The 19,507-nt window shown below is 36.0% G+C and carries 21 protein-coding genes; 18 read left to right on the forward strand and 3 right to left on the reverse strand.

What is annotated here, in order from left to right; genetic code table 11:
• Positions 1-2 precede the first annotated feature (2 nt).
• From narJ to H6622_08000, 10 genes are read left to right on the forward strand one after another with little or no spacing between them, the layout of a single operon-like run.
• Positions 3-557: a nitrate reductase molybdenum cofactor assembly chaperone gene (narJ, locus tag H6622_07955; GenBank protein MCB9061438.1), complete on the forward strand. Its 555-nt coding sequence runs from the start codon at positions 3-5 to the stop codon at positions 555-557.
• A complete protein-coding gene (narI, locus tag H6622_07960) occupies positions 551-1,255 on the forward strand; it encodes a respiratory nitrate reductase subunit gamma (GenBank protein ID MCB9061439.1) in 705 nt (234 codons plus the stop codon). Before narJ ends, narI begins: the two co-directional genes overlap by 7 nt.
• A gap of 6 nt (positions 1,256-1,261) precedes the next feature.
• Positions 1,262-1,810: a cytochrome c3 family protein gene (locus H6622_07965; GenBank protein ID MCB9061440.1), complete on the forward strand. Its 549-nt coding sequence runs from the start codon at positions 1,262-1,264 to the stop codon at positions 1,808-1,810.
• 26 nt (positions 1,811-1,836) lie between these two features.
• Entirely contained in the window at positions 1,837-4,734 is a 2,898-nt protein-coding gene (locus H6622_07970; protein ID MCB9061441.1) for a 4Fe-4S dicluster domain-containing protein, read from the forward strand.
• 3 nt (positions 4,735-4,737) lie between these two features.
• Positions 4,738-6,111 (forward strand): polysulfide reductase NrfD, encoded by a 1,374-nt coding sequence (gene nrfD, locus H6622_07975; protein MCB9061442.1) that lies wholly within the window; start codon positions 4,738-4,740, stop codon positions 6,109-6,111.
• The gene (locus H6622_07980; GenBank protein MCB9061443.1) at positions 6,108-6,641 is read left to right on the forward strand and encodes a DUF3341 domain-containing protein; all 534 of its coding nucleotides are present in this window, start codon (positions 6,108-6,110) and stop codon (positions 6,639-6,641) included. Before nrfD ends, H6622_07980 begins: the two co-directional genes overlap by 4 nt.
• Complete coding sequence (locus H6622_07985; GenBank protein MCB9061444.1) at positions 6,638-7,204, forward strand: c-type cytochrome; 567 nt, start codon at positions 6,638-6,640, stop codon at positions 7,202-7,204. Before H6622_07980 ends, H6622_07985 begins: the two co-directional genes overlap by 4 nt.
• A gap of 8 nt (positions 7,205-7,212) precedes the next feature.
• Entirely contained in the window at positions 7,213-8,415 is a 1,203-nt protein-coding gene (locus H6622_07990) for a hypothetical protein (protein ID MCB9061445.1), read from the forward strand.
• A gap of 29 nt (positions 8,416-8,444) precedes the next feature.
• On the forward strand, positions 8,445-10,043 hold the full coding sequence (locus tag H6622_07995; GenBank protein MCB9061446.1) for an MFS transporter: 1,599 nt from the start codon (positions 8,445-8,447) through the stop codon (positions 10,041-10,043).
• A 14-nt stretch (positions 10,044-10,057) separates the two neighbouring features.
• Complete coding sequence (locus H6622_08000; GenBank protein MCB9061447.1) at positions 10,058-11,833, forward strand: MFS transporter; 1,776 nt, start codon at positions 10,058-10,060, stop codon at positions 11,831-11,833.
• A 12-nt stretch (positions 11,834-11,845) separates the two neighbouring features.
• On the opposite strand, the gene H6622_08005 is transcribed toward H6622_08000, so the two are convergent.
• Positions 11,846-12,358, reverse strand: a complete 513-nt coding sequence (locus H6622_08005; GenBank protein ID MCB9061448.1) for a helix-turn-helix transcriptional regulator — start codon at positions 12,356-12,358, stop codon at positions 11,846-11,848.
• Between the two features lie 139 nt (positions 12,359-12,497).
• On the opposite strand from H6622_08005, the gene H6622_08010 reads away from it, so the two are divergent.
• From H6622_08010 to H6622_08020, 3 genes are all read left to right on the forward strand, one after another.
• Positions 12,498-12,758, forward strand: a complete 261-nt coding sequence (locus H6622_08010; GenBank protein MCB9061449.1) for a transposase — start codon at positions 12,498-12,500, stop codon at positions 12,756-12,758.
• Complete coding sequence (locus tag H6622_08015; GenBank protein MCB9061450.1) at positions 12,743-13,678, forward strand: IS3 family transposase; 936 nt, start codon at positions 12,743-12,745, stop codon at positions 13,676-13,678. Before H6622_08010 ends, H6622_08015 begins: the two co-directional genes overlap by 16 nt.
• Positions 13,679-13,816: 138 nt before the next feature.
• A complete protein-coding gene (locus tag H6622_08020) occupies positions 13,817-14,212 on the forward strand; it encodes a universal stress protein (GenBank protein MCB9061451.1) in 396 nt (131 codons plus the stop codon).
• 25 nt (positions 14,213-14,237) lie between these two features.
• Here H6622_08020 and H6622_08025 read toward each other — a convergent pair whose 3' ends face one another.
• Entirely contained in the window at positions 14,238-15,008 is a 771-nt protein-coding gene (locus H6622_08025; protein MCB9061452.1) for a NifU family protein, read from the reverse strand.
• Positions 15,009-15,040: 32 nt separating this feature from the next.
• On the opposite strand from H6622_08025, the gene H6622_08030 reads away from it, so the two are divergent.
• The 3 genes from H6622_08030 to H6622_08040 all read left to right on the forward strand — a co-directional run bounded on the left by H6622_08030 (position 15,041) and on the right by H6622_08040 (position 16,987).
• Positions 15,041-15,556, forward strand: coding sequence for a hemerythrin domain-containing protein (locus tag H6622_08030; protein MCB9061453.1), 516 nt, complete (start codon positions 15,041-15,043; stop codon positions 15,554-15,556).
• A 44-nt stretch (positions 15,557-15,600) separates the two neighbouring features.
• The gene (locus tag H6622_08035; protein MCB9061454.1) at positions 15,601-16,758 is read left to right on the forward strand and encodes an NnrS family protein; all 1,158 of its coding nucleotides are present in this window, start codon (positions 15,601-15,603) and stop codon (positions 16,756-16,758) included.
• Positions 16,759-16,822: 64 nt separating this feature from the next.
• Positions 16,823-16,987, forward strand: a complete 165-nt coding sequence (locus tag H6622_08040; protein ID MCB9061455.1) for a hypothetical protein — start codon at positions 16,823-16,825, stop codon at positions 16,985-16,987.
• Between the two features lie 30 nt (positions 16,988-17,017).
• Here the strand turns inward: H6622_08040 and H6622_08045 are convergent, their stop codons facing one another.
• A complete protein-coding gene (locus H6622_08045) occupies positions 17,018-17,212 on the reverse strand; it encodes a hypothetical protein (GenBank protein ID MCB9061456.1) in 195 nt (64 codons plus the stop codon).
• A 432-nt stretch (positions 17,213-17,644) separates the two neighbouring features.
• On the opposite strand from H6622_08045, the gene H6622_08050 reads away from it, so the two are divergent.
• Positions 17,645-19,081 carry a sigma-54-dependent Fis family transcriptional regulator gene (locus H6622_08050; protein MCB9061457.1) on the forward strand — a complete coding sequence of 479 codons (1,437 nt, stop codon included), beginning with the start codon at positions 17,645-17,647 and terminating at the stop codon, positions 19,079-19,081.
• An 8-nt stretch (positions 19,082-19,089) separates the two neighbouring features.
• Positions 19,090-19,506, forward strand: a complete 417-nt coding sequence (locus tag H6622_08055; GenBank protein MCB9061458.1) for a hypothetical protein — start codon at positions 19,090-19,092, stop codon at positions 19,504-19,506.
• The last annotated feature ends 1 nt before the right edge of the window (position 19,507 follow it).

Genomic DNA, 19,507 nt, shown 5'->3' on the forward strand with positions numbered 1-19,507 from the left:
TTATGGAGAAATATGAGCTTCTGGCGAAGCTAATCAATTATCCTGGTAGTGAGTTTTTGGAAGAGGCTAAAATGGCAAGGGCCCACCTTGATAAGGCTTATCCCGCAACGACTGAGCTTATGGAAAACTATATTTCAGCGATAAAAGAAATCAGCTTAGACAAGATACAAGAAAGTTATACAACCACTTTTGATCTTCAACAAATGTGTTCCCTCGATGTTGGATATGTCATGTTTGGAGAGGATTATAAGAGAGGGGAGTTTTTAGTAAACGTTCAAAGACTTTGTAAAGAACATCAAGTTGATGTGAAAAGTGAACTGCCCGATCATTTGCCAAACATGCTGGTTCTGTTGCCGAGATTGCCAGAGGAAGAACGAAAGGAAGTAGCTCAGAAGATACTTATTCCCGCTCTTGAAAAGATGGTAAGCACCCTCAACCAAGGGGATGCAAACAAGAACTTTTTTGTCCTGCCATTGCAGGTGATAGAAAAAATATTAAATACAGACTTTGAAATAAAGAAGAGAAGAAAAGCCCTTTATGGAGGCCCAAGATGTTAATCAAAAGCTTAAACCAATTTTTATTTGTAATATTTCCTTATATTGCAGTGGTCTTAATGTTGGTTGTGTCTTTATATCGCTATTTTAACAATAGTTATAAATTCTCTTCCCTTTCTTCTGAGTTTTTGGAAGCCGACAAGCTCTTCTGGGGTTCTGTTCCATGGCACTATGGAATTTTAACTGTGCTGGGTGGACATGTTTTGGCCTTTCTTTTTCCAAAAGAATTTATAGCATTTGGCTCTGTTCCTATACGTCTGTTAATTTTGGAGGTTACGGCCTTAATTTTTGGACTACTTGCTCTTTTCGGGCTTGTTATGTTGATTCATAGACGCTTGACCCATCCAAGAATCAAGGTCGTTACAAGCAAGATGGACTTATTGGTTTTATTTTTTCTATTGGTTCAAACAGGATCTGGTGTAGGTACAGCTGTATCATACAGATGGGGAAGCATTTGGTATGCACACTCAATGGTTCCCTACTTGAAGTCATTACTTTGCTTCAAGCCTGACTTACTCTATTTGGCTTCAATGCCTTGGCTCGTAAAAGTCCATGTCGTAAATGCCTTTTTGATAATAGCATTTCTCCCCTTTACGAGACTTGTACACTTTTTAGTATTGCCGGTTCCCTATATTTGGCGTGCTTGGCAAGTGGTAATTTGGAATTATGATCGTAAAAAAATTAGGAAAACTGATAGGTAAAATCTGATGAAAAACAAGTTTATCGTTTTATTGGGAATAGTTGTTTTTATTGGAATTGGCTATCTCATCACTAAAGAAATGCAGGAAGTTAGCTTTAACGTTAAGTATGAGCCACAGCAACCGATTAACTTTTCTCATAAGATTCATGCTGGGGAAAATAAAATTCAATGTATTTATTGTCATTTCGCTGCGGAGAAAGGACGACATGCGGGAATTCCGCCTGTTCAGTTATGTTTGAATTGTCATTCGAAAGTAAAAATGGATTCACCGGAAATTAAAAAACTCAAAACATCTTTGGACACGGGAAAAACTATTGAATGGAAAAAGGTTCATCACTTTCCAGACTTTGCCTATTTTAATCACAGCCAACATGTGAAGGTTGGAAAAATAAGTTGTCAAGAATGTCATGGTCCAGTTGAAACAATGACACGAATGAGACAAGAAAAAATGTTAAATATGGGTTGGTGTCTTAACTGTCACCGACAAAAAGGAATTGCCCCTCCTGAAGATCATAAAAGTAGGGCCGGGGGCGACTGTGCCCGCTGTCATTATTAGAATTTTGGTGGTGGTAAGGATATAAGATGACAAAAAAAATTGAATATTGGCAAGACATTGAAAATAAAACATTAGATCCCGAAGTTCTAAAATCAGAATTTGCCGATGGGGAGCTAAGTTTTGATATTGGAAGCGTTAAAAAAAGTAGGCGAAGCTTTTTAAAGACAATGGGTTTCTCCTTTTCAGCGATGCCCCTTCTTTCTTCTTGCTTAAGAATCCCTGTTAAAAAGGCCATGCCGTATATTTTTAAAAGTGAGCAGGTTGTTCCCGGTGTAGCTAATTGGTATGCCACGAGTATTGATCCATCATTTGGCGCATCACTACTAGTTAAAACTCGTGAGGGGCGGCCAATAAAGATTGAGGGGAATCCTTTATCTCTGGTGACTCGAGGGGGAACAATGGCCTCTGATCAAGCATCAGTTTTATCACTTTATGACTCTCATAGATATAAAGGACCAAAAATAAAAGGTGTTAATACTCAATGGCTACAAATTGACGAAGAAGTTAAAGAAAAATTGAAATTACTTATTGATGAGGGCAAAGAAATTCATCTAATTACTGGACCAATCAGTTCCCCGTCTACAATTAGAGTAATAAAAAAACTCAAAAAAAAATATCCAACTTTAAAGCACCTAGTATATGAACCAGCTGGTGCCGAATCCATTTTACAAGCAAATAGAGACTGCTTTGGAATTTCATCATATCCACAATTCTTAATAGAAAATACAAAATTAATTGTAAGTTTTTCTGCTGATTTTCTGGGGACATGGATATCTCCAGTTGAATTTACAAAGCAATACAGTGCTAGTCGAGACCTGTTAAAAAATAAAACCATGTCTAGGCACATACATTTTGAATCAATGATGACTTTAACTGGTTCTAATGCTGATGAGAGGTATACTGTCTCTCCATATGAGGAGCATGCTTTTATCATTAATTTATTAGCATATCTTCAGAAAAAAGGAGGAGACCAGTACCTTCCACAAGGAGAAAAGTTACCTCCAACTAATAGATTAGCAGTGGCAAAAATCGGAGATGAGCTGTGGAATAATAAAGGACAATCTCTCGTGCTTGCCGGTAGTTCTAATAAAAATTGCCAAATTATGGTTAATGCCATCAATGAAATATTAGAAAATTATGGAAAAACTTTAATTTTAAAAGAGAGGCCTCATTTTCTAGGTCCAGATCTTAATGAAATTGAAAAATATTTTTCATCCAATATTAGTAATCATGGAGTCATTTTTTGGGATGTAAATCCCGTTTACGACTATCAAAACGCAGATCTTGTAGCTAATTATATTAAACGCAGCTCTGTTAGCGTTTCTTTATCTACAAAACCTGATGAGACAAGTGAAGTTTGTAGCTATGTCATGCCTGCAAATCATTATTTGGAGGCATGGAATGATTATATTAATTCTAATGATCAATTATTAATTGCCCAACCTGTGATTCAACCTCTATTTTCAACTCGTACAGCTCAAGAGACTTTACTTGTGCTCGCAGACGAAAAAGCTGATTATTATGACTTTATTAAAAATACTGCTAAGTCCGAATTCAAAAATAAGCAAAGCAAATATCTTACGTTTACAGATTTCTGGAACCATACAGTTCATGATGGAGTTGTAAAACTTGGTTTGAAAAATATTAGAGCGAGTAAATTGGACAAAAAAGCGGTGATCATGGCATTTGCTAAAAGTAAGTCTGAAAAAGATAGCAATAAAACCATACTGATCACGTATAAAAGTATTCCTATGGGTACAGGGAGACAGTCAAATAACCCCTGGCTACATGAACTGCCAGATCCTGTAACAAAGGCCACATGGGGCAACTATTTTCTTATCAGTAAAAAGAAAGCCGATTCTTTAGGTTTAAAAACAGGCTCTGTTATTAAAGTGAGTTCAAAAAAACACGCGCTTGAACTACCAGTGGTTGTACAACCAGGAATGAGCGAAAATACACTGTCTCTAGCATTGGGATATGGTCGCAAGATATCAGGCAAGGTTGGAAAAAATCTTGGGGGAAATGCTTTCCCGTTTGGAGCAATGAGTGAAGTCAACATAGCTCCGACAGGTAAGATTAAGATGCTCCCCTTGACTCAAACCCACCATTCTATGGAGGGACGTGATATTGTTAGAGAGACTACACTTTCTGAATGGAAACTTAATCCAAAAAGTGGAAATAAAGAGTCTATAAAATTGATCTCCATGTGGCCTAAGCATGATAAAACTGGAGAGCAATGGGCAATGGCCATTGATTTGAATAAGTGTACTGGTTGTTCTGGTTGTGTGATTTCCTGTAATGCTGAAAACAATGTCCCTGTAGTCGGTCCAGAAGAAGTAAAAAATCGTAGGGAAATGCACTGGCTTAGAATTGATCGCTATTACAAAGGAAGTGATGAAAACCCAGAGGTGGTTCATCAACCTGTTATGTGTCAGCACTGTGATAATGCTCCTTGTGAAACTGTTTGTCCGGTATTAGCAACTGTTCAAAGCTCTGATGGTCTCAATCAACAAGTTTATAACCGATGCGTTGGAACCAGGTACTGTGCAAATAACTGTCCTTATAAAGTTAGAAGGTTCAATTGGTTTGATTATCCCCACAATGATCAATATGAAAACATGGTCCTTAACCCAGATATTACCGTTCGCTCTCGGGGCGTTATGGAAAAATGTTCTATGTGTATACAGAGAATTCAAGAAGGTCGATTAGATGCCAAGAAAAAGGGAGAGGAACTTAAAGATGGTGCGGTAAAACTCGCATGTCAACAAAGTTGTCCTGGAGATGCTATTGTATTTGGAAATCTTAACGATCCAAATAGTAATATTTCAAAACTTTTAAATAATGCACGAAATTATAAAATTCTTGAAGAGCTAAATGTTCAGCCTAGAGTAAGTTATCTTACGAAGGTAAGGAATAAAGGATAGAATATGTCTGATGCACATACATCCAGATTGAGAACTCCTTTAATAAGCAAATTTAAAGCTTATAAGGACATAACTGATGAAATACTTAATCCTATTGAAGGTAAACCTACATCTCTTTGGTACGCCGGTTTTGCGCTTTCATCCACAGCTCTTTTAGTTGGTATCATAACTGTTGCCTATCAAATTTTAACCGGGATCGGTACTTGGGGACTCAATAAGACTGTTGGATGGGGATGGGATATTACCAATTTTGTTTTTTGGGTTGGTATTGGTCATGCTGGAACATTGATCTCTGCAATTTTGCTATTGTTTCGGCAAAAATGGAGAACTTCTATTAACAGATCAGCTGAGGCCATGACTATCTTTGCGGTTATGTGTGCAGGGATTTTCCCAGTAATTCATATGGGGCGTCCTTGGCTGGCCCACTGGGTTTTTCCTTATCCCAATGTTCGGGAAATTTGGGTAAATTTTCGTTCTCCCTTACTGTGGGATGTATTCGCCATTAGTACCTATTTCACTGTATCAGCAGTGTTCTGGTATATCGGTTTAATTCCAGACCTAGCATCCATGAGAGACCGTGCCACAGGATTTAAGCACAAAATTTATAGTTTTTTTAGTTGGGGATGGAATGGTTCAAATCGGAGCTGGCATCGTTATGAAATACTTTGTTTAATACTTGCTGGACTAGCAGCTCCTTTGGTTGTTTCAGTCCATACTATAGTTTCTTTTGACTTCGCCACTTCTGTAATACCTGGATGGCACACAACAATATTTCCACCATATTTTGTCACCGGCGCTGTCTTTTCTGGTTTCGCAATGGTTTTAACATTATTAATTATTGCAAGAAAGGTCATGAATTTTGAAAACTACATAACGGTTGGGCACATTGAGGCCATGTGCAAAGTCATCATCCTAACTGGAATGATTGTAGGTTTAGCTTATAGTACAGAGTTTTTTATTGCATGGTATAGCGGTAACCCATACGAGAAGTATGTATTTATGAACAGGGCCTTAGGACCGTATTCTTGGGCCTACTGGACTATGGTTTCTTGTAATGTCATATCTCCTCATTTTCTTTGGTTCAAAAAAATAAGAACTAATATGGCGCTTGTTTTTATTATTTCAATTATTATCAATATTGGAATGTGGTTTGAAAGATTTGTCATTATCGTAACTTCTCTTCATCGAGACTTTTTACCATCAAGTTGGGCGATGTACTCACCAACACATATAGAAATTCTTACTTTTATAGGCAGTTTCGGTCTCTTTTTTACCTGCTTCTTACTTTTTGTAAGATTTTTGCCTGCTATCAATGTGGCGGAAGTAAAGACTGTACTAAAATTTGCTCGTAAAAATGAAGTGAAGGAGAAGCTATGAGTGATTTAGAAAAAAGCTTACTCTTTGGTGTATTTCATGACGAAGAACAAATGATGAGTGCAACAAAAGAATTTAAAGATAGGAATATTCCCATTTATGATGTTTATACACCTTTTCCTGTTCATGGTCTTGATGATTTAATGGGAATTAAAAGATCGAGGCTTCCGATTGTTTGCTTTGTCGCGGGTGGAGTTGGCTTAATAATTGCTATCTATTTTCAACTCTGGACTTCTGCTCATAGCTGGCCTTTAAATGTGGGAGGAAAGCCCTTTAACTCGTTCGTTGCATTTATACCAGTCGCTTTTGAGATAACAGTATTAATGGGGGCTTTAACTACAGTGGCAGCCTTTTTTATTGCTTGCAGATATTATCCAGGTAAAAAAACAGATCAACCACATGTTCGAGTTACCAGCGATTCTTTTGTAATTGCAATCGAATGTGGAAATGCGGCCATTAATACACACTTAGTCCGCAATGTTTTTAGAAAATATGGAGTAAAGGAAATTTCAAAACGGGGGGTGGTTCAATGAGAATTAATACATTCATTCTAACAATAATCTTCCCCGCAATATTAACGATAATCTCAGGATGCAGTAAAAATCCTAATGAAACGGGAGTTGAAATCTTTCCAGATATGGTTCACTCAGTAGCATTCGAAGCATACAGTGAAAATTCGAATACAAAAGATGGAAAGACAATGCTTTTACCCCCCAGAGGTACTATCGCACGGGGGAAATTACCCTTTCCTTATGGAAAAGGAGAGTCTGAGGCAAAGCGAGCGGGGGTAGAGCTTGTGAATCCATATATAAAGTCTGAAGAAAGATTAAATAGAGGAAAAGAAGTTTACGATAACTTTTGTCTTGTTTGTCATGGAAGTAAAGGAAAGGGCGACGGCCCCATTATTCCTAAGTTTCCAAATCCTCCATCCCTCACGGGGAGAAGAATTAGAAAATATAAGGATGGAAGATTATTTCACATAATTTCGCGAGGCTCGGGGGATATGCCAAGTCATGCTGAGCAGATTAGTGAAGAAGATAGATGGAATTTAATTCAGTACGTTAGGTTTATACAAGAGACCTATAGTAGAAAATAGAGGAAGCTATGGAGCTAACTACAAAAATAAAAAGTAGTACTAAAAAGTTTGACTTCAAGATAGACACCAAACGAATGTTAATCTCAGGCATTCTCATGGGGATAGGATGTTTCGTCTGGGGCTATCTAGATTCACCTGAAAGGGCCTGGATAAACTATTTGATTAATATGAATTACTTCATTTCTCTTGCGCTAGGTGGAACAGTTATTGTCGGAATTTCAGCTGTTACCAAGGCAAGTTGGACTACACCCTTTAAAAGGATTCCTGAATCTCTATCCAGTTTTCTTCCCGCTGGATTGGTTCTCTTTTTGGGATTGTTTTTCGGTGTTCACACCATATATGAGTGGAGTCATTCAAACATTGTTGCGAACGATCCCATTTTACTTGGCAAATCTTCATATCTGAACATTCCATGGTTCATGATTAGGGGGGGCGTTTTTTTAATATTGTGGATTGCTCTAAGCAAAAGATTAGTAGGTCTATCTCGAAAACAAGATAAAGCAATAGATGATTCTTTAAGCGGGAAGATGACTTTTTGGAGTGTTATTTTTTTGATCTTTTTTGGTCTTAGTTATTCATTTGCAAGTTTTGACTGGTTAATGTCACTTAAACCCCATTGGTTTAGTACAATTTTTGCCGTCTATAATTTTTCAGGATTATTTGTAAACGCTCTTTGTGTTGTTACATTGATGCTGATTTGGCTACAAAAGAAAGGTTATTTTCAAGATGTAAATGAGAATCACTATCACGACCTCGGTAAGTTGATTTTTGGATTTAGCACTTTTTGGGCCTATATTTGGCTGTCTCAATATCTTTTGATCTGGTACTCCAATATTCCTGAAGAAACAATCTATTTTGATGCCAGAGTTCATCATACTTGGGATTGGCTGTTTTACTTTAATTTAGGTGTGAATTGGGTCATCCCATTTTTTGCCTTAATGCCAAGAAGCTCAAAAAGAAATAACTTTATCTTGTATCGTATATGTATTTTATTAATTGTAGGTCGCTGGTTAGATCTATACTTGATGGCCGCACCAGATGTTTACCATCATGCAAAAATAGCAAATCCTCAAATTGGTTTAATTGAAATTGGCATTGCACTTGGTTTTGCAAGCCTATTTATATTTATTATAGGTAGCACTGTTACTAAAAATAACCTTACAGCGGATAACGATCCTTATTTAGAAGAAGGTAGAAATTTGCATCAATAGTAAAAGGAAGATTCCTTTAAAGGAAAAAAATGAGTACTAACACAAATTTAACTGAATGGAATGTAGAAGATGAGAATTTTTGGCGATCCAAGGGAAAATCTATCGCCAATACTAATCTTTGGATCTCAATTCCCAATTTACTATGTGGATTCGCTATTTGGCTGCAATGGAGCATCATAACAGTACAAATGCTTAATGTCGGGTTTCCTTTTGAGAAATCTCAGTTGTTTACTTTAATGGCCATTGCAGGGCTGACAGGAGCAACACTTAGAATTCCCAGCACATTCTTTGTAAGACCTTGTGGGGGGAGAAATGTTATCTTCTTTACTTCTGCACTCTTGATCCTTCCGGCACTTGGTGTGGGAATTGCTCTACAAGATAAAAATACTCCTCTTTGGATATTTCAAATGTTGGCGCTGTTATCAGGGTTTGGAGGGGGAAATTTCTCTTCTTCAATGAGTAACATTTCATTTTTTTATCCTAAAAAGGTTCAAGGCTATGCTCTTGGAATGAATGCGGGATTGGGGAATTTTGGTGTTACCACAATGCAGATCTTAGTTCCTCTTGTTATGACTTTTGGCCTTTTTGGGGGCACGCCAGTTGAATTGATTAAACCGAGTGGTTCTTTGATCGGAAAAATACCGGCCGGAGAAATGTCCTATATACATAATGCTGGGCTTGTGTGGGTCCCTGTACTTGTTATAACTGTTCTTCTTGCTTTCTTTAAGATGAACAATATCAAAACTGAAAAGGTTTCTCCTAATGTTGAATCGACCTTGGGAGCGGTTGGGAAAATGAGCTGGCTTTTAATCTTAGGATTTGTAGCGGCCATCGTTGGTTTGCTAATGCTGATGAAATTTGGAATTTCAAAATGGATTGTCTTACCAATTGTCATTGGCCTGACCGTTAATTTGATGAAATATCTTTCTCCTGGACCACTTAAGGAATCCTTAAAAAGGCAGTATAAAATTTTTGGATCAAAACACAACTGGATCATGACCGTGATCTATACGATGACATTTGGTTCTTTTATCGGCTTCTCAGCAGCGTTTCCTTTGTCCATTAAAGTTATTTTTGGGTTTAAACACGTAGCCTTAGGTTCTGGAGGCTTTGATCACAGTGTAATTAATCCAAATGGGCCATCGGCTTTATCTTATGCCTGGATCGGGCCTTTTATTGGAGCGTTGATACGCCCGGTTGGAGGGAAAATATCTGATAAAGTTGGAGGAGCTTTAGTGACCCAAATATGTTCGATACTCATGATCGTAGGGTCCGTGGGAGCTGCCTACTATATGAAAGCTGCCTATGCGTCAGCAACACCAGAAGAATACTTTATCCCGTTTTTCATATTATTTCTTTTGCTATTTTTAGCTTCTGGGATTGGCAACGGCTCTACTTTTAGAACGATAGCAATGATTTTTGAAGAAGAACAAAGAGGTCCAGTACTAGGTTGGACCGCTGCTGTTGCGGCTTACGGAGCATTCTTAATCCCTAAAGTTTTTGGTGAACAAATAAAAGCTACTACTCCAGAAGTAGCTCTTTATGGTTTTGCGGTTTTTTATGGCGTATGTGCTGTTATTAACTGGTGGTACTACTTGGGACCAAAAGCTGATTATAAAAACCCTTAAAGGAAAATGCTTCAATGGATGTTAAGAATAAAGCTACAAAAATAGACCTTTTTAATTTTTCAACGAGACCCATGCGCGCCTTTCATATGACATGGTTTTCATTTTTTCTTTGTTTTTTTGCATGGTTTGGAATTGCTCCGCTCATGGCAGTAGTTAGAGATGAGTTAGGACTTACGAAAGTTCAAATTGGAAATACAATTATTGCTTCCGTCGCTATAACAATTATTGCTCGATTATTTATTGGCTGGTTGTGTGATCGAATTGGTCCTCGCCTAAGTTATACTTGGCTTCTCATTTTAGGCTCATTACCAGTAATGGGGATTGGATTTGCACAAAGTTATGAAACATTTTTGATATTTCGACTATTAATTGGCGGGATAGGTGCTTCATTTGTAATCACTCAATATCATACTTCAGTAATGTTTGCGCCAAATTGTGTTGGAACGGCAAACGCAACATCTGCTGGGTGGGGAAATTTAGGTGGAGGTGTTACTCAAATGATAATGCCTTTGGTTTTTTCCGCCTTTATTTTCTTTGGTTTTACCAACTTCTGGGCCTGGCGATTATCCATGTTAATGGCGGGTCTTGTATGTTTGCTGACAGGGATACTTTACTACTTTCTGACTACTGATTTGCCGGATGGAAATTTCAAAGAATTAGGTGTTAAAGAAAAACGTAAAAATATTAATAAGGAAGGTGGATCATTTGTAGATGCCTGCAAAGATTATCGTGTATGGATGCTCTTTTTCGTCTATGCTGCCTGCTTTGGAATCGAATTAACTATTAACAATATTGCTGCACTTTACTTTAAAGACTATTTCGGATTAGGAGTTAAAACTGCTGGCCTCGTAGCAGGTTTATTTGGTCTCATGAATATTTTTGCTAGGACAACGGGCGGGATAGTCGGAGACAAGTTTGGTGAACGTTGGGGGTTAAATGGTCGGGTAAAGTGGCTTTTTGTTGCTCTGTTAATTGAAGGTATCGCATTGATATTCTTTTCCCAAATGAAAGTTCTTCCAATTGCAATTGGTACTATGGTTGTATTTTCTTTGTTTACTCAAATGTCTGAAGGAGCTACCTACTCAGTTGTTCCTTTTATTAATAAAAAGGCACTTGGGTCAGTTTCTGGGATAGTTGGAGCTGGTGGTAATCTTGGAGCGGTAGCGGCTGGATTTTTATTTAGATCACCTGAGATTAGCTACCCTCAGGCTTTGTTAATACTTGGGTTTTGTGTTGTTGGCTTTTCTCTTTTTCCTCTTATGATTAAGTTTTCTAGGTCTGCAGAAGAAGAAGCTAAAATTGAATATGATAAAGCTCTTGAAGAAAGACGGGCCATAGAAGCCGCACGTGACGAAGAAGATAAGAAAAAAACAGACCTCATTACCGTCCCCGCTCTTGTAAAGCAGATTACGCCGTTCGATTTTTTAAGGATATTCTTAGGTGGAGCATTGGCCGTAAAGGGGATTTACTTTATTCTTAACATGCAAGAGATTGAAAAACTTGCAGGACAGTTTGGAGCATATGAAACAATCATATCCTGGTACGTGATTTTTGCACATGTGGTGGGTGGAATTTCTCTCTGTATTGGCTTTGCAACGCGAACGGTTGCTGCACTTAATGTAACAGTACTTTTAGGAGCGGTTCTCTTTATTCATAAAGGTGAACCTTTATTTACAGGTAGTCCAGATATGCAGTTTTCTTTTCTTGTTTTAATTTGCCTAATCTCTTTTACATGGGCAGGTGCTGGTAAACTTTCTTTAGATAATATATTGTCTCCCAAAAAGATTTAGTCACTGCAGATATTAGAGGGATTTTACTATTAGTCCCCTTTTTTTAATAAGGGTAATGAGATCCTTTGGTAGCTTTTTATAGCAATTATTCAGATGTGTTTTAAGAGTTAACGGACTAATAAATAATAGTTTGCTAATTTCTTTGTTCTTGCGTCCGGCTAGCTTTAAAAGGCAGATTTCTACCTCCCTTGGAGTAAGGCTCAACTGTTCAAGTTCTTTTTTGAAATGTTGAGAACTATCATCAATATTGAAAACATAGGTGATAATTAAGTCTCCAGACTTAATGAAAATGAGGTTACAAGGTTTATTATCTATAAGCTTGTTCTGTAATATTACAAGACCCTGATTCCAACTCTTGCTCTCTTTAAGAGTTTGAAAATGTGGAAGACATCTTTCATCACATTTAAGTCTACCAGCACTACAGCATGACTTTTCGGCTCCATCACACAAAAGTATTTGATTAGTTTTGATATTACGAATGCAGCTTACACAGGTTAGAGATTTATAAATTTGATCAATTTTCATATTAAACCCATAAACTACGTTTATTAGTTCAAAAATTTAACAGCAAGTAAATGATATAAATCTTTCTGACCCCCTATATACTCTGGACAATTTCCTCGTAAGGATTTTGTGTTAAAATTATTAATAATGGAGTTATTCAATGAAGTATTCAGAAGAACAAAAAGAAAGAATCTTAAAAGAAGTAGAAGAATCAACTAATATTGCTGCTGTTGCAAAAAAGCATAACATGCCAGATTCAACAATTCATACATGGTTGGCCAAGAGAAGAAAAGATCAGCCAAAGTCTGAAGCTCAATCCGAGCTAAAGATAGCTAAAAAAGAAATTGCTGATCTAAAACTTAAAAATATGATCCTTGAAGACCTTTTAAAAAAAACTCACAACTTGTGGGCGAACGATTAAGTATTGCCAAAAAATATATTGTTCAAGGACATAGCAAGACTCAAGTTTTCAAATACTGTGATATTAAATCTTCAACGTATTACGATTCTTTAAAATCAAAAGTTAAATCAAGTTATAAACCAGGTAGAAAACCGCCTGGTTTTTCTATCACCAATGATGGAGCTATTGTTTTAGATTCTACTATTAAATTTATTATTCAAAATTATAGAAAAAGAGAAGAATTTCAAAATGCAGGAGGTGCAAAAGCTCTTCACTACTATATCAAAAGAGATCACGAATTAATTGTTAATCACAAAAAAATTTATAGAATATGTAAGGAAGAAAAACTATTGCTCCCAAGAAATAAAAAGAAAATCAAACATAATAGAAAATTATCAGAAAATAGAAAAATTGATCGTCCAAACAAACTATGGCAGTTTGATATTAAAACAGGATACATTCACGGAGAAAATAAATATTTTTATTTATTGGCCATAATTGATGTCTTTAACAGAGAAATAGTAAATTATCACATCGGCTACAGCTGTAAAGCTAAAGACTTGCGAGTAACATTTAAAGAGGCCATAGATAAACATAATCCTAACTTAGATGACCTTGCAATTCGATCTGATAATGGTCCTCAGATGACATCATTTATGTTTTATCAGTATGTAGAAGAAATGGGTCTTGAACATGAATTTATTCCCATTAAATGCCCCAATAAGAATGCTTATATTGAAAGTTTTTTCTCTATTTTAGAAACTCAGTTTTTGCAAGTTTGGTACTTTAAAAGCATGAGTGATGTATTTGAAAAATTGGTTAATTTTATTGAATTCTACAATACCGATAGGTTGCATGGTTCACTAGATTATAATTCACCAATGGAGTTTAAAAATAAATTTAATAAAGGAAATTATCAAAGCTATCAAGTGTCAGCTTAAATGCCGAGAGATTTGTCCGGCATTAGGGGGTTGACAGGAAATCATGTTCGAATTAACCCAAAATCCACCCTTAGGTCGTATGGTAAGTGATTCATTAAATCTTTAAACTGGATGTAGACAGATAGCATGGAGGCAAAAATGAGATTATTACTACCGACAGATTTTGTTTTCCCAAACAATGATGCAGTAAAACTAATAAATGACTTTTTTGGAGAGTCACACGAGATTGCGCTGCTTCACGTGATAAGCGACGAGGGCTTCAGCAATCCCCCTATGACTGAGGAAGATTATAACAAAGAAATCGCCTACAAGAGAACACAGTTAGAAGAGTTGTCAAAGATGTTTAAAAGTAAAACTAAAGTTATTGTTAGAAAAGGGGCAATAACTAATAGTGTAGTCAACTTTTTTGAGGAAAGCGGTTCTGATATTTTGATTTTAGGTCATCAAAAACTCGGCTTTTTTGATCGTTTTCTAAATAGGGATATACGAAAAGAAGTGCTAAATATAGTAAGATGCCCCGTAATGTGCTTTTGATGAAGTTTAAATATCATATGTAGTTTTATGAGTCAGTCATAACCATAAATTTTGGATTATGTGTTTCCAATTGCACGACCTTCTGAATGTAACTCATCGTGGAAGTCAGAGAGTACTGGCAAGACTGACAAGTACCTTCATAATTGATGGCCACCATGCTGTCATCGACGAAGACAATATGTGCTCCCCCCCCATCTCTTTTTAAAGAGGGGGCAATATGTTTCTCAAAAATATTGCTCATTATTTGATATTTTTCCCTATGATCCATTGAAGAAAAATCTCCATGAATTTCAGGATCAAAAGTGGGTTGTTCATTAGTTGGCCTATAATCTTCTGCTATTGTTGGACTTGCTCTTTCCCCTGAAACACGTGGTGCAATATTTAGCTTTTCAGCTAGAGCCCTTTTGCATTCTTCAAGTATGGGGATGAACTGAATTCCGCTTCCGCCAATAGAGGGAGTAAGATTATCATCTCTAAGATAACTTTCGACTTCTCGCAGGCTTAGTGAGTTTACTCGTACGAAATCAGCCGATTGCAACAATTCAATTACAGCGTCTAAAAATCCAAGTCTTGCACCGGTCAAAGTTGTCGTATATTTTATTGCCTCAAAATGAGGAGGTAGCTGATTCATATTAGCTAAGCCAAATAGTGTAATACTATTTCCATTATTAAACTGAATTAAACTACTAAAACTGCCTGCTCGATTTTGGTTAAGAAACTCATCTTTCTCATAGTCATTTTCGAGAAAAATTGGGTTGTTTATTTTTTCATTTAATTTTTTAGATAATACGTCCATTCTAGGCTAGTATAACCTTTTAGGAGGGAAATATGCAAGTTACAGATATCCTAATGTTAGAGCATCAGAGAATTTTAAGTCAATTGAATGATGCTGAAGAACTGCTAGAAAAACCACTAAAAGAGAACCTCGGAAAACTTGATAATTTTTTAGTTTTTATAACTGATTACGCAGACAGTTATCATCATGCAAAAGAGGAGGAAATTTTCTTCAATTGGATGCGATCTAAGAACCCTTCACTCGATCATGGTCCTTTACGATGTATGCTTTCAGAACATGATTCTGGCAGAGAATTAATTACTGGAATTAAGCAGTCTTTAAAAAGTTATATAAATGGAGATCTTGTCCAAGAGGATTTTATTCATTCAAGGCTTTCAATTTTTATTTCTTTACTTAGAGATCACATTGAAAAGGAGGATCGTATACTTTACAAGATGGCAGAGCAGCTGAATGACCAATTTCAAGATGGAGATGAAATAATGCTACCTAAATTTGTCCAGGTCAGAAAAAAACACTTATCTTTCGTAGATAAATATGAACATAATTGAAATGTTGAGCTTTTATTGATGCTCGAAGGTATAATCGGCTTGAGATGATATCAACTTTATGTAAGGACCCATTTAGAGTTTTTTTCCCAGTTTCAATATTTTGTCTAGTGTATGCCTCCTCTCTGTGGGTACTTTATGGAGTATTTGAGTGCGGAGAATTCCCTCTCCAAGAACATGCAAATTTATTTTTTGGAGGTTTCCTCTTCTTTGCAATTCAAGGTTTTTTATTAACTGCAATCCCAAGGTTTACTTCAACTGATTTCATGTCTCCGAAAGAATTATTCTTCTATATAAATATAATAGTATCAACACTTCTGTTTTATTTCGTGGGAAATCAGACTTTTTTCTGGTTTAGCATATTTACGGGATGGATTCTTTTAATATTATTTGGAATGAGAAGATTTCTCAAGCGAAAACAGAATCCACCATTTACTTTCATTTTTGTCGCCAATGGGTTGGTATTGGGTCTATTTGGAAGTCTTTTTAATTTTCTATCGATTAACGAAACCTTCAGTTATCTTGAAAGATGGGGGAAGTTATTTTTTTACGATGCAATGGTGACATCTTTCATACTTGGAGTTGGAGGGAGTTTAATTCCGGGTATATTAGGTTTTTCTGAAATAGTAAAAGGTCAACGGGAAGTTTATGAGTCGCCCAAGCCATTTCTATCTGTAATTCCAAAGGATATTTGGATTTCGTTATTTATTTTTATTTTAAGCTTACTGTTCGAGGGAAAGGGCTTGGAGCGCATTGCATTTATATGTAGGGCCATTGTTATTTCATATTTTTCCATAAGGTATTGGCAAATTCACAAAAGCGTAAAAACTGATAAATGGCATGGGAAAATGCTAAAATTATCTTGCCTTTTTCTTATAGTTGCATCTTGGTTTTTATGCTTTTTTATTGATGAGTCAATTCATTATAAACATTTGATATATATTGGTTCGTATGTACTCATGACCTTATTAGTAGCTAGCAGGGTGATTCTCGCTCACGGTAATGAGGGGTTAGATATTGAACACAAAAAAATGCCGTACCTTATAGTCGGTCTACTCACTACTGTTGCCGCATTAACAAGAGTATCAGCCTATCTTATGGGGGATGGTTATATTCATCACTTAGGATATGCTGGTTCTTTATTGCTGTTTAGTACCTTTGTATGGGCCCTTTATTTTATAAAGAAGATTTTTTCATTTAGATAATTCATTCCATTTTGTGACTCCATACATCCTCCTTTTCTTCTTCTCCGGGGCGCAAGGGGGTTATATGGAATCACTAGACAGAGAAAATAAGTTAATACTTGAAGTAAATTTCAAATTTCTATTAAAAGATTTCAAACTTAGATTTATCACCAATAAAGGTAGACTGATAGCGTTTGCCCTTGTTGTGACAAAGGTGGGAATAATTATTCATCAATACCTATCTACTTAGGTAGGCATAAATCAATAATTTGTCTGTCCATTACTGAACCTCCTGTTTATTTATGTTTTCTTTTTTCGTAATTATTGATGGAGTAAATTCAATTTGAGGATTTTCAATAAACTTTAGAATGGCCATTCTTGCGATTGTTGAAAAATCAAAATATGGATTCTTTTCTAAAAATGTTTTTATAGCTTCATTCTCTTGCTCAGAGAATCTAACTGCTCTTGATGGCATTGTTTCCTTCCTTACTTGAAAAATTTAAGTGTATTTAGCGTTTGCGTTATGAATCGTCAAACAACGTAATACAAAATGCGAAAAAAAGTTAAAAAGGCTCAAAATGTGAATTTGTACGACAATTTATATAAATAAATTACATAGTGACGGAATTCCGATACCTCATCAAAATACAATAAAATTAGAAGTTTAGGGCAATTTTTGAGTAATAACACGTAATTAGTGTCGGGTATTCGTCAGATATATAAACTCTTTAATTTCAATATGTTATACAAGTCTTATTCGCTAAAAGCCCTTAAGATGACGGTATTCCGACAGCTTTTTGCCAAACTGTGTCTCAATTTGTATTGCTAACTGCATTACCTCATTGAATTTCTTGAGGTCGGCCATTTGGCACAAGCTTTGTAATAAATGTCTTTGGAGGAACTAGAAATGAGCGAACGTATTTTAGTCATAGACGATGAATATTTAGTTTTAGATGCAGTTAAAGTTGCATTGAAAGAAACTAATATTGTTGTTGAGACTGCTAGTAGTCCTGAAGAAGGTATTAGATTGTTTCGAAAGTCTCCAAATGGATTTCTTTCAATTCTTGTTGATAATCAATACAAGCAAGAAAATCAAAAAGTTGAAATTCTTGGGCCAATGGTTGTTAGAGAAATCAGAAAAATTAATCCACAGGTTCAAGTTGTAATGCTTTCTGGTGATTATTCTTCAGAAGCTCTAAAGAGTTGGAAAGAAGCAGGAACAGATAAGTACCTTTGGAAGCCATTTAAGAAAGAACAGTTGTTAGCTTATATAGAGCTGGCCAGGGAACAAAAAAGACAAATTGCAAGATTAAGTGCAGATACTGAAGACTTTTATGCCAATCAAAGAGAAAAAATGGCAATGGATAAACTCGGGGTCATCGGAGTATCTAAAGCAATGGGAGAAGTCGCATTAAAAGCTTTTGAACATGCTAAGAAAGATATAACTGTGATGCTCTTGGGAGAAACAGGAACAGGTAAAGAAGTCTTTGCAAGAGGTATTCATAAGAATTCACTTCAAGCTAATAAAGAGTTTATTAGTGTTGATTGTACTCGCTACAAAGATAAAACTGACTTGTTTGAAAGTGAAATGTTTGGTCATGTAAAAGGTGCATTTACAGGAGCAGACAGAGATCGAACAGGATTTGCTGAAGCTGCTAATGGAGGAACTTTATTTTTAGATGAGGTTCATCACTTGAATACTGATGCTCAGGCAAAGCTACTGAGATTGATTCAAAATAGGTCAATTGTAAAAGTTGGTGAGAATAAGGAAAAGCCTGTTCAGTTTAGACTTATTATCGCAGCAAAACCGTCATTGAGAAAAATGGTTGAGGATGGGACATTTTTACCAGACTTATTTTTTAGAATCTATGAATTGGATTTATTGATTCCGAATTTAAACGAAAGAAAAGAAGATATAAAGCCATTGATTCTTCACTTTCTAAAAAAACATAGCTCAGAAAGGGAATTGTCTTTTGCACAAGGAGCTTACTTTGAATTAAAGAAACACGACTGGCCAGGTAATGTCCGTGAATTAGAAATGGTAATTAAAAAATCAATTATTAATTCGAAAGATGAAAAGGTTATGGCCAAAGATTTATGTTTAGAAAGTATTGAACAACCATCTGTTGATATGTCCTTCTATACAATGAAAACTTTAGAGGAAAAGCAGTTAAAAGAAAAAACGAAACTGGTCTTAAGGGCATTAACTTTATGTGATAACAACAAAAAACATGCCGCAGACATGTTAGATATGAAGAGAACGACATTAATTGATTTTTTAACAAAGAATAATCTCAGTAACATAAATGGCAACGAAGCAAAAGAGCTTCTAAGCAGTATTTAGGGGGAAGGATGAAACCATTAAACATGAAAAAGAAAACACTACTTATTTTAAGTTGTCTTGTTTCGGGAAATACATTGGCGTGTGATAATCCTAAAGTTGAAGTTCCAAAAAGTGAGACGAATCCAGTTCTTGAAAGGCAAGTATTGAGTCAAGATGAGATAATGCAAGAAATGAAGAAGAGGGGAATCGTTTCCGAACTTCCAGGCCTTACTATGCCACTAGTGAACTATGGAACTCTTGCAAAGGAACTTAAAAATGCAGGGCAATCAGATGAGAATGTGATTTTTGTTGTTCAAAATGTAAAAGAAGCCTTTGATGTTTATTCACTTGAAGAATTATCTAAAAGAAATCTTACCGATATTTTAGATGAAATGGGAATTCTTGAAAGGGATGCTGTCAGTAAAACTGGCACTATTTGCATGTAGG

The sequence above is a fragment of the Halobacteriovoraceae bacterium genome, assembly GCA_020635115.1.
Classification (GTDB): domain Bacteria; phylum Bdellovibrionota; class Bacteriovoracia; order Bacteriovoracales; family Bacteriovoracaceae; genus JACKAK01.